Origin of the sequence: Aquimarina penaris, assembly GCF_040786285.1 — a bacterium.
Taxonomy (GTDB): domain Bacteria; phylum Bacteroidota; class Bacteroidia; order Flavobacteriales; family Flavobacteriaceae; genus Aquimarina.
In genome coordinates, this window is record NZ_JBFMKQ010000001.1 from 410,852 (window position 1) to 423,819 (window position 12,968).

At 34.9% G+C, this 12,968-nt stretch carries 12 protein-coding genes; 10 read left to right on the plus strand and 2 right to left on the minus strand.

Annotation, left to right across the window (positions count from 1 at the left end):
* The first annotated feature begins 4 nt into the window (after positions 1-4).
* From ABW637_RS01570 to ABW637_RS01600, 7 genes are all read left to right on the plus strand, one after another.
* Positions 5-1,630 (plus strand): DUF1501 domain-containing protein, encoded by a 1,626-nt coding sequence (locus tag ABW637_RS01570; RefSeq protein ID WP_367582870.1) that lies wholly within the window; start codon positions 5-7, stop codon positions 1,628-1,630.
* A 102-nt stretch (positions 1,631-1,732) separates the two neighbouring features.
* Positions 1,733-3,787 (plus strand): methionine--tRNA ligase, encoded by a 2,055-nt coding sequence (gene metG / locus ABW637_RS01575; protein ID WP_367582871.1) that lies wholly within the window; start codon positions 1,733-1,735, stop codon positions 3,785-3,787.
* 73 nt (positions 3,788-3,860) lie between these two features.
* Positions 3,861-5,342 carry a hypothetical protein gene (locus ABW637_RS01580; RefSeq protein WP_367582872.1) on the plus strand — a complete coding sequence of 494 codons (1,482 nt, stop codon included), beginning with the start codon at positions 3,861-3,863 and terminating at the stop codon, positions 5,340-5,342.
* Between the two features lie 10 nt (positions 5,343-5,352).
* Entirely contained in the window at positions 5,353-6,255 is a 903-nt protein-coding gene (locus tag ABW637_RS01585; protein WP_367582873.1) for a histone deacetylase family protein, read from the plus strand.
* Between the two features lie 66 nt (positions 6,256-6,321).
* Positions 6,322-6,831 carry a DUF6265 family protein gene (locus ABW637_RS01590; RefSeq protein ID WP_367582874.1) on the plus strand — a complete coding sequence of 170 codons (510 nt, stop codon included), beginning with the start codon at positions 6,322-6,324 and terminating at the stop codon, positions 6,829-6,831.
* A 3-nt stretch (positions 6,832-6,834) separates the two neighbouring features.
* Positions 6,835-7,185, plus strand: a complete 351-nt coding sequence (locus tag ABW637_RS01595; protein WP_367582875.1) for a DUF2116 family Zn-ribbon domain-containing protein — start codon at positions 6,835-6,837, stop codon at positions 7,183-7,185.
* 94 nt (positions 7,186-7,279) lie between these two features.
* Positions 7,280-7,861, plus strand: coding sequence for a hypothetical protein (locus tag ABW637_RS01600; RefSeq protein ID WP_367582876.1), 582 nt, complete (start codon positions 7,280-7,282; stop codon positions 7,859-7,861).
* A gap of 9 nt (positions 7,862-7,870) precedes the next feature.
* Here ABW637_RS01600 and ABW637_RS01605 read toward each other — a convergent pair whose 3' ends face one another.
* On the minus strand, positions 7,871-8,341 hold the full coding sequence (locus ABW637_RS01605) for a CBS domain-containing protein (RefSeq protein ID WP_367582877.1): 471 nt from the start codon (positions 8,339-8,341) through the stop codon (positions 7,871-7,873).
* Between the two features lie 224 nt (positions 8,342-8,565).
* Between ABW637_RS01605 and ABW637_RS01610 the strand changes: the two genes are divergently transcribed.
* Genes ABW637_RS01610 through ABW637_RS01620 form a run of 3 tightly spaced genes read left to right on the plus strand, consistent with a single transcriptional unit; the run spans position 8,566 to position 12,118 of the window.
* Entirely contained in the window at positions 8,566-10,941 is a 2,376-nt protein-coding gene (locus ABW637_RS01610) for a M28 family peptidase (protein WP_367582878.1), read from the plus strand.
* A complete protein-coding gene (locus ABW637_RS01615) occupies positions 10,934-11,299 on the plus strand; it encodes a hypothetical protein (RefSeq protein ID WP_367582879.1) in 366 nt (121 codons plus the stop codon). Before ABW637_RS01610 ends, ABW637_RS01615 begins: the two co-directional genes overlap by 8 nt.
* A 9-nt stretch (positions 11,300-11,308) precedes the next feature.
* The gene (locus ABW637_RS01620) at positions 11,309-12,118 is read left to right on the plus strand and encodes an NAD-dependent epimerase/dehydratase family protein (RefSeq protein ID WP_367582880.1); all 810 of its coding nucleotides are present in this window, start codon (positions 11,309-11,311) and stop codon (positions 12,116-12,118) included.
* On the opposite strand, the gene ABW637_RS01625 is transcribed toward ABW637_RS01620, so the two are convergent.
* Positions 12,107-12,934 (minus strand): cyclase family protein, encoded by an 828-nt coding sequence (locus tag ABW637_RS01625; RefSeq protein WP_367582881.1) that lies wholly within the window; start codon positions 12,932-12,934, stop codon positions 12,107-12,109. The genes ABW637_RS01620 and ABW637_RS01625 overlap by 12 nt on opposite strands.
* Between the last annotated feature and the right edge of the window lie 34 nt (positions 12,935-12,968).

Genomic DNA, 12,968 nt, shown 5'->3' on the forward strand with positions numbered 1-12,968 from the left:
TGCTATGTGCGAAACAAATCACAATAAAAATATAAAAGTAGACAAGGACAGTTCTTGTAATACCGACGATCATAAAAAATGGAATAGAAGATCTTTTTTGCAAGCCCTTGGGATTGCTGGAGGTGGTTCTATGATGCTTGCCAATACTCCAATTTCGGCATCCAGACCTTCTCCTTTATCTATAGCGCTTAGTCAATCTGAAAATGACAATATCCTTATTCTGTGTCGTCTTAGTGGAGGTAATGATGGATTTAATACCATCATCCCAGTATACGATTACGATGTTTATGCTAATGCACGACCATTGATTAGAATTCCTCCTAGTGAATTTATTGATCTCGATGGTAATTTTGCAATGCCAAAACCTATGAACAAGCTCGAAAGTGTTTGGGGTGATGGTCAAATGCGTGTAGTACATGGTGTAGGGTACGAAGATTCTTCGTTATCTCATTTTAAAGGATCAGATATTTATGCCAATACCAATTTAGTAGAGGATGACCGTACTGGTTATATGGGACGATATTTTCAGGAAATTTATCCTGATTATTTCTTTAATCCACCAGCGAGTCCACCTTCTATTCAAATCGGAAGTATAGGAAATCTAATTTTTAAAGGACCTCAAAACGATTTTTCGTTTGCCGTTTCTGATCCTAGAAGATTACTTCAGATTATAGAAAATGAAACCTTCTACGATCTTAATGGATTAGAGAATTGTACATACGATGATAAAGTAAGATATCTAAGGGAAGCCACAAATACCACTTTTAATTATGCTGATGTGATCAGTGCAGCTTATGAGCGATCTGGGCCCAATGATTTTGCAGGCTACCTTGATGATAGCCTGGGAAGACAGTTTAGTATCATTTCCAGATTGATTAAAGGAAACTTAGGTACCAAAGTATATTTAGTAACCTTAGGTGGTTTTGATACTCACAATAATCAACCCCAAAGACATCAGCAGCTTTTAAACTCTTTTTCTGAGGCTGTAAGCACATTCTATAAAGACCTTACTGCCGCAGGATGGGATGATAAGGTACTTACGATGACGATGTCAGAATTTGGTAGACGTTTTAGAGAGAATGGTTCCCTGGGTACCGATCATGGTACTGCAGCCCCTACTATGTTTTTTGGGTCTGCCCTAAATGGTAATGGATTTGTTGGAGAACATCCCGATCTAAACGATTTAACCAGAGGAGGAAATGTAACGAACACTACAGATTTTAGGCAAGTATATGCTACCGTGATGAAAGATTGGTTATGTATTGATCAAGGTTTGGTAGGAAGAGCTCTGCTAGGTGCCGATTTCGAATCTCTAGATCTAGGATTTAACTGTAGTGGATCCAGTAGCATTAACCCTACCGATGGAGCAGGGATAACCCATATCCCTTCATATAGTGATAATCAAACTTTTCTAAATATTGTTACTCCGCAAACTACTCACGTAGAGGTCTCATTGTATAATGTGATTGGTCAAAAAGTAGCCACCTTAGCTAATGAAATGCTAATGGAAGGTGTTGACCTTGTCATTAACGTAAAAGAATCTGCAAAAACCCGATTAAGTACGGGACCCTATGTATATCAGATTCAGACTAATAATGGTAATTATAGCAAGTCTATTGTAATCTCATAAAACCAATACACATAACCGTCGTAATCATCCAAAATAATTGGATGCTCGGCGGTTATGTTTTGTAGCTGTTTTTATTACCTTTGTCCCTTATTTTTAAGCATTATGAGCACAGAGGGAAGATATACGATTACAGCAGCATTACCATACACTAATGGTCCCATCCATATAGGTCATTTGGCAGGGGTTTACGTACCTGCAGATATCTATTCACGCTACCTTAGAATTACAGGCAACGATGTTGCTTTTATTTGTGGTAGTGATGAGCATGGCGCTGCCATCCCTATGCGTGCAAAAAAGGAAGGAGTTTCTCCACAAGTGATTATCGATAAGTACCATTCGATCATCAAAAAGTCATTTATTGACTTCGGAATTTCATTTGATAACTACTCCAGAACCTCTGCTCCTATTCATCATGAAACAGCTTCAGAGTTTTTTAAAAAAATGTATGAAAATGGTCAATTTATTGAAGAAACATCTGAACAATTATATGACCCAGAAGCCGAACAATTTCTTGCAGATCGTTTTGTAACAGGCACCTGTCCTAAATGTGGAAATGAAGAAGCGTATGGAGATCAATGCGAAAATTGTGGTAGTACTCTTAGTGCTACCGAACTAATTAATCCCAAATCTACAATTTCGGGTGCAGAACCCGTCCTGAAGCAAACCAAACACTGGTTTTTACCACTGGATCAATATGAAGATTTTTTAAGAGAATGGGTACTCAAAGGGCATAAAAAAGATTGGAAAACCAATGTATATGGCCAAATAAAATCGTGGGTCGATGATGGGTTACGACCACGTGCTGTAACCAGAGATTTAGATTGGGGGATTCCGGTGCCGGTAGAAGGTGCAGAAGGAAAAGTGTTGTATGTTTGGTTTGATGCGCCTATTGGCTACATTTCCTCTACCAAAGAATGGGCAGCACGAGAAGGAAAAGACTGGGAACCGTATTGGAAAGACAAAGACACGAAACTAGTGCATTTTATAGGAAAAGATAATATCGTTTTTCACTGTATTATTTTCCCTAGTATGCTTAAGGCAGAAGGAAGTTACATTTTACCAGAAAACGTACCTGCTAATGAGTTTTTAAATCTAGAGGGAAATAAACTTTCTACATCAAAAAACTGGGCGGTATGGTTACATGAGTATCTCGAAGAATTTCCTGATAAGCAGGATGTACTTCGATATGCACTTACGGCCAATGCTCCAGAGACTAAAGACAATGATTTTACCTGGAAAGACTATCAGGCACGAAATAATAATGAATTAGTTGCCATTTTCGGAAACTTTATCAATCGGGTTGTAGTACTCACCAACAAATATTATGATGGTGTTATCCCTGCGCCGGGAGAATTCTCTGAAATAGACCAACAAACCTTAGCAGAACTTAAGGCGTATCCTGCTGTGATCGCAAGTTCTATCGAGCGCTATCGATTTAGAGAAGCCAGCCAGGAATTGATGAATGTGGCACGATTAGGAAACAAGTATCTGGCAGACGAAGAACCATGGAAAACGATTAAGACCGACGAAGAACGTACCAAAACAGTGATGTATGTGGCCTTACAAATTGCTTCGGCTTTAGCTACACTTGCAGAACCGTTTTTACCATTCACAAGTGCTAAATTAAAAGGTATTCTTAAGCATTCTGGATTAAACTGGTCCGAAATATCTTCTGAAGAAATACTACTTCCTGCGAACCATCAAATAGGAAAAGCAGAGTTATTATTCTCAAAAATTGAAGATACCGAGATACAAAAACAATTAGACAAATTGGAAGCCACTAAAAAAGCCAACGAGGCCGAAAACAAAACTGTAGAACCGCAAAAAGACACCGCTACTTTTGAGGATTTTACAAAACTTGATATCAGAGTAGGTACTATCATTGAAGCCGAAAAAATGCCAAAAGCAAAGAAACTTTTGGTACTCAAAGTAGATACTGGCATTAATACCCGAACAATCGTTTCGGGAATTGCAGAACATTTTACACCAGAAGAAGTTGTGGGTAAAAAAGTAACTGTGTTAGTTAATCTAGCGCCTAGAAAACTACGCGGCGTAGAGAGCGAAGGCATGATTTTAATGACCGAAAACCCTGAAGGTAAAATCGTATTCCTAAATCCAGATGAGGATGGCGTGAATCCAGGAGCGGTTGTTAGTTAAAAGATTACATCCAATAGTAACATTTTTCGTAAACAAGACATTAATGTTTTTAAACAATTCTAAAAAAATTGAAATGAAGCATGTATTTTTTATGATGTTGGTTATCCTGTATACAACACCTATTATTTCTCAAAAAACCGTAGCTTATAGTGATCTTGAGCTAAAAAGTAAAAGAGAATCGGTACCTCTTGTCAATAATCAATCTAATGAGTTATCCTTATTTATTGCAGATAGGAAAAAAATATTTTTAAAAAAATACGATCAAGAATTTAAAATACTTGAAGAACAATCATTTAATAGACCTAAATCGAACCTAAAAAAAATTATTGAAGCAGCGTGGAGCGCAGAAAACCAATATATTTTTCTTCTTTCTAATAGTTCAAACAAGAGGTTTGAATTATTAAAAATAGACGCTCAAGAAAAAAACGTCAAATCAATACAGGATTATTTAAATTTTAACGACGATGAATATTTGTTGGCTTTCAAGAATAAGAATCAAATTTATGTAATGACCATTGGTAAGAATAAGTCCAATTTAAATATTCATAAAATTAACACTAACGGCTCTTTAGAAAAAATAAAATACAACTTGTCCAACGAAGAGTTTTTTGATAAGAAAAGTAAAAAAGTCTCATTATATGAGGCTTTACTTTACCAAAAAGAAAATAATGTCATCAACCCCGGACTCTCAGATATAATAGGCTCTAAACACTTAGAACTTGAATATATTGAATCGAACATCCCAAACTCTATTGAGAAAGCCTCCAAAAAGAGTAAATTATTCGTTGAGGATGATAAAATTATGCTATTACTGGATCAAAGTAATTTATATTCACAAATTATAACTCTAGATCTAAATTCGTCTAATTTTAAAATTGATAACATAAAAAAAGCCATTTTATCTGATTATGGTGTAACTAAAACTAATTCTTTTATATCCAAAAATCAATTATATCAACTTGTAGCCTCTAAGGAAAATATGCAATTTATGGTTACCGACATTTCAACAAAGGAATCGATTAAGGAAATACATATAACTCAAAAAGACTCTATTACTTTTAAAAATACACCCATTATACAAGAAGGAGGTACCTATGATAATTATAGAGAGATGGAAAAAACAGCAAAATTTTTAAGAAAATTAGCGCTCGGATCTGTAGGAGTATCAATTTATCATAGTAATGGTAATGTGCAAGTAACGCTAGGAAGCATAAAAGATTACCCACCTGTTAGAGTCTATGATAATTTTACCCAAGTAGGTTTTACCTCTGTTCCGGGATCAACAAGCGTTCCTTATACATTTGCTCCTCCCGTTTTTTACTCTTATTATAGTTATGCAGGATCAAAATCTACCCATATCAAATGTTTATTTGATGAAAATTGGACACATATCCCCGGTGAAATGCCAACCAACGGCTTTGATGATATCAAAGAAACCAAAAAGCAAATTTTGGATGAAAATACAGAAACAATTTTCAAATTTGGCAACCACCTAATTTATGGGTATTATTATCCTAAACAACGCAAATATTTCTTGAAAAAGTTTGATAATTAGCACCTCTTTCATGCTCAAAATAGCATATCATCCCATCTATACACATCCGTTGCCCCAAGGGCATCGATTTCCGATGATCAAGTATGAGTTGCTTCCCGAACAACTACTACATGAAGGTACTTGTATAGAGGATAACTTCTTTGAACCAGAGGTTCCGAATTCAGAACCAATTTTAGCTGTTCATAACAAAGAATACCACAATAGTCTTATTGAGCTTTCTTTAGACTCGAAGTCTGCCAGAAAAATTGGTTTTCCATTATCAAAAGAATTAGTAGATCGCGAAGTAATCATTGCAGATGGTACGATTAAGGCATCAGAATATGCTTTAGAACATGGTATTGCCATGAATATCGCTGGTGGCACCCATCATGCGTATACCAATCATGGCGAAGCTTTTTGTTTACTCAACGATCAGGCTATAGGAGCCCGATATTTGTTACAAAAAGGATTGGCAAAAAAGATATTGATCGTTGATCTCGATGTACACCAAGGTAATGGCACCGCAGAAATATTCGAGAATGATGATACTGTATTTACGTTCTCGATGCATGGGGCGAACAATTACCCATTTAAAAAGGAGAACTCTGATTTAGATATCGAACTTCCCGATCAAATCAATGATGAAGAATACTTAAAAACCTTGAAAGAGGCTCTTCCTAAGCTCATAAAAGATCAAAAACCAGATTTTATGTACTATTTATGTGGTGTAGATATCCTATCAACCGATAAATTGGGAAAATTAGGATGTACTGTTGCTGGTTGCGCAGAGCGGGATCGATATGTATTACAAACCTGCAAAGATCTTGAAATCCCAATCATGTGTTCTATGGGTGGTGGATATTCTCCCGACATCAAAACCATCGTCGAGGCCCATGCCAATACGTTTAGGTTAGCTCAGGATATTTTCTTCTAACAGTATTTCTTAATCGTTTGTACACGGATATTTATTGTATCTTTCTCATTACAAAATTGTTTAATTATGGGACAACGATTGGTATTATTTTTAATTTTAATTTCTGTTCAGGTAACAATTGCACAGGAACAAACATCAAATACTATAAAGTTTAGTGATGATATGACCACTCCCAAAGCGACACTTCAGGATGTTTCATGGATTAGTGGGTATTGGCGAGGTGAAGCGTTTGGAGGAATAACCGAAGAAATCTGGAGTGATCCCTTAGGCAATTCTATGATGTTTTCGTTTAAACTTGTTGTTGATAATACGGTTAAATTCTATGAAGTTGGAGGAATTACCGAAAACAACAACACCTTATTATTACAACTAAAACATTTTCATGGAGACTTTAAAGGATGGGAAGAAAAAGAAGAAACTGTTGATTTTAAACTTGTAAAAATCGAAAAAAACAGAGTCTTCTTTGATCAAATGACCTTCGAAAAAATTAGTGATAACGAAATGAATGTTTATGTCGTTATTGGAAAAAAAGACGGATCGAATGATGAAGTTAAATTTAATTACAAAAGAAAGTAAACAATGCAAAAAGAATGTCCCGTATGTGGTGATAAAATTATAGGTCGAGCCGATAAAAAATTCTGTAGTGATTATTGTCGTAATGCATATAATAATCAACTTAATAAAGACAGCAAGAACTTGGTACGTAATATTAACAACCTATTGCGTAAAAACTATCGCATTTTGAGTGAATTAAACCCAAAAGACAAGACCAAAACCACCAAAACAAAGTTAATCGCTAAAGGTTTCGATTTTAATCATTTTACCAGTATTTATGTTACCAAAACCGGAAACACGTATTATTTTGTATATGACCAAGGCTATCTTCCACTAGAAAACGAATTTTATGCACTGGTAAAAAGAAATAGCTAGCATGGACTTCAATTTTTACATCCCTTTGATATTCATTGTATTGGTGGGTCTTTTTATCATGTTTATCGCTTATCTTCATTATACGAGCCCTAAAATGAAAATACGTAAGGCATCAAAAAAATTAGCATCAAAAAGAATTCAGTTAATTAAAGAAAATGAATATGCCAAAATTATTGGTAAAGCATCTGCAATTGACAATCACATTTTAACCTCTCCCTTAGGTAAAAAGAAGTGTGTATACTATCAAGTTCACGTAACAAAAAAGACGGGGAAAAACTCATTAGAGACGCTTGTAAAAGAAGAAAAGTGTGTTGATTTTATTATTGAATCTCATAGAGAAAAAGCAATGATTAAAACCACTATAACTTCTAATCATAGATGCGTTCATTTAATTGAAGATGTAACGCACCAATCAAACTTTAAAATGGAAGCCTCTAAACATCTAGAAGCCTATTTAAATACTCATGGAAAAACTAGTAAAAACACCATGAACTCGATTTACTATGATGAGGCTTGTATAGAAATAGGCGAAGAAATCTCGGTTATGGGTATAGGTAATTGGAAGGAGTCCGATCATGGATTTGACCGATACTCTTCCAATAATCTATTTATTTCAGGTGATAATGTAAATAAACTTTTAATTACTGACGATCCTAAAGCTTTACTGTCTAAATAACCAACATTTTTACATATCTCTCCAATGTTGACTATTTAATTTCAATGCGGCTTTCATTACATCTTTCTGGCTGATCTGCCCTATCAATTTACCGTCTTCAATTATTGGAAAACGTCTCCTTTTTGTTTGTAAAAACTTATTGGCTGCATCAAAAATATTTAGATTACCATCGATAGTCTCTACATCTTTTACCATAAATTTTTCTACCTTGGCATCATCGATAGGCATGTTGTAATAACGACTCTCATTTAACTGCTTGATACAATCTCCTTCAGAAATAATTCCTAATAACGTATTGCTTTCGTCTACAACCGGCCCTCCAGAAATTTTGTGCTTTACTAATGTTTCAATAACCTCCATTACCGATTGATTTGGAGTGAATGTAATCAGATCTCTTGTCATATAATCTGAAACTTTAATTGGAGTCTCATCTTGCTTCTTCGTCTTAGAGCGCGCTCCTTGAAAACTGATTATTCCCATAATATTTAGTGATTTAGTGAATCTTAAATATAGTGATTTTCAATAACTTATTCAAAGAGGCCTACAACTTTAAGAGCCCAAAACTTCATTTTTATCATACTCATAATTATTTCTTTTTATTTATATGATTTATAAAAGCTTTAGTTGATAATTGCCTTTTCAATTGAGATCAGTTTACTATTTGTGGCTAATTTCTTACCTTTAACCTAAATCAATACAACCACATGCGAAAGTTTCCTTCATTGCTTACGTTTCTTCTTTTACTCTTTTCTTTATTTTACACCTCTTACAGTACCAAATCACATCGAATTAGTGATCTGCAAACACCCACACAAGAATTTTCTACCCTTCGTGCCTTAGAGCATGTTAAAAACATGGCTAAGAGACCTCATTATCTTGGTAGTAATGCACATGAGGAAGTAAAAAACTATATTGTAGATGAATTAAAAAAGCTAGGCTTACAACCAGAAATTCAAGAAGGTTTTTCTGTAGGCAAATCTGGAGACTGTAGCCAACCAAAAAACATTCTTGCCAAAATTAAAGGTAGCGCTAACGGAAAATCCCTATTGTTAATGTCTCACTACGATAGTTCGCAACATTCCTCTTTTGGCGCCAGTGATGCAGGTAGTGGCGTTGCAACTATTCTAGAAGCCGTAAGGGCGTACATCACCACAAATAGAATTCCTAAAAACGATATCATCATTTGTATTACCGATGGGGAAGAACTTGGGCTCAATGGAGCTGATCTTTTTGTAAAAAAACATCCCTGGGCTAAAAATGTTGGGCTGGTTCTCAATTTTGAAGCCAGAGGAAGCGGCGGAGATTCGTATATGCTTATGGAAACCAATAGCAAGAATGGAAAAATGATTGAAGAGTTCTCTAAAGCCGGTGTACAATACCCCACAACAAACTCTTTAGCGTATAGTATCTATAAGATGCTTCCTAATGACACCGATCTCACCGTACTAAGAGAACAAGGAGATATCGATGGGTTTAACTTTGCTTTTATAGATGACCATTTTGATTATCATACCGCAAATGATACCTGGCAAAACCTTGACTTAACCACCTTGCAGCATCAAGGGAATTATATAATGCCCCTGCTCTCCTATTTTTCTGAAGTTGATATCAATACTCTAAAATCTGATCAAGATTATATCTATTTCAACACCCCAATTTTTAGCCTTATTAAATATCCTTTCAGTTGGATTTATGCTCTACTCATTATTGCAATCATTCTATTCATTGGTCTTATTATATACGGGAAATTTGCTTACAGAATTGATTTCAAAGAAATTTTAAAAGGTTTTGGAGTTTTTCTAATCGCTATGAACTTAGCTGGATTCCTAACGTTTGGATTATGGGAGTTGTTCAAATTAGTCTATCCTCAATATCAAGAAATTCAACATGGATTTACGTATAATGGGCATTTATATATTACTGTATTCATACTGTTATCCATCGCCATTTGTTTTAAGGTATATGCACGATTTGGTAAGCCGCAAAATTTACCAAATTTGATGATTGCCCCCTTGTTTATGTGGTTAGTGATCTCAACAATGGCTGCGTTGTATCTAAAAGGGGCCAGTTATTTTATCATTATTGTATTCTTTGGGTTGATTTCGTTATTCGTTTTGATACGGCAAAAAAAACCCAACCCATATCTAATGGTTCTGTTATCACTGCCCACTATCTTTATCTTATTTCCATTTATAGTATCATTCCCGGTTGCCTTAGGTCTTAAAATTCTCTTTGTTTCGGCAATATTATCTACATTGCTATTTGGCGTATTGCTTCCTGTAGTTGGATTTTATAAAAGAAAACATGTATTCGGAAACTTTGCATTGATATTTGCCCTCATATTTCTTATTGCAGCTCATATAAAATCAGATTTCACCGAAGAACGACAAAAACCCAATAGCTTGGTTTATATTTTAGATGCAGATCAAAACAAGGCCGTTTGGGCTTCTTATGATAGGATGTTGGATTCCTGGACTAAGAATTATATCAATCCAGACGAAAATATAGCCGAAACGTATAATAAAAATGCATTACAAAGCAAATACGGACGATCATTTGTTTATGCGAATCAAGCTACAACTAAAAATATACGCCATCCAAAACTAGATGTCGGCAGGGATACAATTATAGAAGGAAAGAGATACTATGACCTATGTATTGCTCCGCAACGTGATATTAATAGAATTGATATATTTACAGAAACAGTATTCAATTTTGATACACTGCTGGTAAACGGAGAAACGGCTATAGATTTTGAGTACTCAGATGGTGCTAAGTATAATGCATACACTAAAAGATGGAAACAACATTTACTTACCTACTATGTGAGTAAAAATGAACCCTTAGAGCTTAAAATGCAGTTTCACAAAGACTCATTACCAAAGTTTGTGTTCTACGAATCTTCATATGATCTATTAACTAATGAGCATTTTTCAATTCCTTCAAGAAGTGCAGCAATGATGCCAAAACCTTTTCTGGTCAATGATGCAGTAGTGATCAAAAAAAGTTTTGCTTTGCAAGAATATCAGGAGAAAAAGTTAGATACTATCACTGCTGTTGAAATCCCAAAAAATGAATAACAACATTTTAAGACAGGTGACTGATATACAAGTTCAAGCCGACCGGTTAATACAAGAAAAAGTAGATTTGGAACAAATAGAGCAGTTTGGGCAATATTCAGACGAGATAAAAGCTTTTCTACTAGCTAATATAAATGACAATTTTATACTTAATTATATTACTGAAATACCCGATTTAGATCTGTATGAAGAAATAAAACCATCAGGAATTCTTGGTTTTTTAGTTATTATTTTTGGAGGAATCGGAGGTTCTTACTATAATGAAAAACAAAAAGTTGATAGTGCCAAAGAAATTATTAGAGAAATTAGGAATAAATACGCTTCGGCTGAATTTATGCTCAAAAATTATTTTGGTTAAAAAGAGAAAATGAAAAAAATTAGCATTCTTGGTACAGGTTGGCTAGGGTTACCCTTAGCAAAATCTCTACTCGAACAGGGGTATACAATAAAAGGTTCTACAACTTCAGAAAGTAAGATTAAAACTTTAGAAAATTTTGGTATTGGTGTATATCAAATTGCGCTTCATGAAGAAGGTCCCTTAGGAGATATAGATTCTTTTCTGAAAGAAACCGAAATACTGATTATTAACATCCCCCCTGGATTAAGACGAAATCCTGAAATGAATTTTGTGGCCAAAATTCGAAACTTGATTCCACATATCGAAAAATCAGATATTCAAAACGTGCTTTTTGTGAGCTCTACGTCGGTTTTTGCAGATTTAGAAGGTTTTCCTTTGATTTCTGAAGAAACAGCGCCTAACGCATCTTCTAATGCAGGAAAACAGCTTATTGAAGTAGAACAACTACTGCAAAACCATAAAGAATTCGAAATTACCATTCTTCGTTTTGCTGGTTTGTTTGGTCCAGATAGACATCCTGCAAATATGTTATCTCGCAGAAACAATATTAAAAACCCTGAAGCTCCTGTAAATCTGATTCATCTTGATGATTGCATTGGGGTGATTAAAAGAATTATTGAAACTGAAAGTTGGGGTCAAACATTTAATGCATCGTATCCAGATCATCCTGAAAAAGCTGAGTATTACGGTACGGTTTGTGAACAAATGGGATTACCAAAACCTGATTATGATATGGAGACACCCTCTAAGGGGAAGATTATAGACTCGGAAAGCGTTATTAAGAAATTCGGATATAGGTTTAAGAAATCACTTATCTAAAATCGCAATAATTCGTAATGGTCCACCGCTGCCTCCTTTAATTTTCATAGGCAAAGCAATAATTTCAAATCCATTTTCTGGTAATTTATCCAGATTTGCCAGATTCTCAAAAGCTGGAATATTTTCATTGAAAAGTATGACATGACTTCCAAAATATTGTGATTGACCATAGTCAATACTTGGCGTATCGATTCCTATAGCATGTATATTTCGATTCTTAACCAGCCATTTAGCAGCTTCTGGAGAAAGTCCAGGAAAGTGAAGATCTTTTATAGCTTCTTCTCCGCGTTTGTCTGTCCCGAGGTATTTCATTTTATCCGGGTAATATTTTGTAAAACCTGTGTACAATAGCACAATACTTCCATCAGAAATCTCTGTATTTTCTTTTTTTTCCCAATTAGTAAGATCTTCAACACGTATTTGATAATCGGGGTTATTGGACGCCTTTGCAGAAACATCTATTTTTATGGCATCTCCTATTAAATTTTCAAGTGGCACTTCATCTACAGTTTGTCCATTTTTTGAAAAATGAATCGGCGCGTCCATATGGGTTCCTCCGTGTTCTGCAGTTGTAAAATTATATGCAGCGTAATAGTATCCTTTATCAGTTTCACCAACATAAACCGTATCCAATTCAAATTCTTTTGAGGTAACCCAATACACTGTTTCTTTAGAAAATGAATGAGTTAAATCAATTATTTGGCGTTGTGATAACTTATTTTGAGTTGAAGGACCTAATTCTTCTGATTTGGAAGTGCCATTACATCCTGCAAGTACCGTAAGGCTAATTAAAATGATATAGATAATGGATTTCATGATTTTATATTTAAGCCATTCGACTATTTAATCT

Bases quoted from the DNA above. Each gene is read 5' to 3' on its own strand.
- ABW637_RS01570 (WP_367582870.1), top strand. From the start codon at position 5: ATGTGCGAAACAAATCACAATAAAAATATAAAAGTAGACAAGGACAGT.
- metG (WP_367582871.1), top strand. From the start codon at position 1,733: ATGAGCACAGAGGGAAGATATACGATTACAGCAGCATTACCATACACT.
- ABW637_RS01580 (WP_367582872.1), top strand. From the start codon at position 3,861: ATGAAGCATGTATTTTTTATGATGTTGGTTATCCTGTATACAACACCT.
- ABW637_RS01585 (WP_367582873.1), top strand. From the start codon at position 5,353: ATGCTCAAAATAGCATATCATCCCATCTATACACATCCGTTGCCCCAA.
- ABW637_RS01590 (WP_367582874.1), top strand. From the start codon at position 6,322: ATGGGACAACGATTGGTATTATTTTTAATTTTAATTTCTGTTCAGGTA.
- ABW637_RS01595 (WP_367582875.1), top strand. From the start codon at position 6,835: ATGCAAAAAGAATGTCCCGTATGTGGTGATAAAATTATAGGTCGAGCC.
- ABW637_RS01600 (WP_367582876.1), top strand. From the start codon at position 7,280: ATGAAAATACGTAAGGCATCAAAAAAATTAGCATCAAAAAGAATTCAG.
- ABW637_RS01605 (WP_367582877.1), bottom strand. From the start codon at position 8,341: ATGGGAATAATCAGTTTTCAAGGAGCGCGCTCTAAGACGAAGAAGCAA.
- ABW637_RS01610 (WP_367582878.1), top strand. From the start codon at position 8,566: ATGCGAAAGTTTCCTTCATTGCTTACGTTTCTTCTTTTACTCTTTTCT.
- ABW637_RS01615 (WP_367582879.1), top strand. From the start codon at position 10,934: ATGAATAACAACATTTTAAGACAGGTGACTGATATACAAGTTCAAGCC.
- ABW637_RS01620 (WP_367582880.1), top strand. From the start codon at position 11,309: ATGAAAAAAATTAGCATTCTTGGTACAGGTTGGCTAGGGTTACCCTTA.
- ABW637_RS01625 (WP_367582881.1), bottom strand. From the start codon at position 12,934: ATGAAATCCATTATCTATATCATTTTAATTAGCCTTACGGTACTTGCA.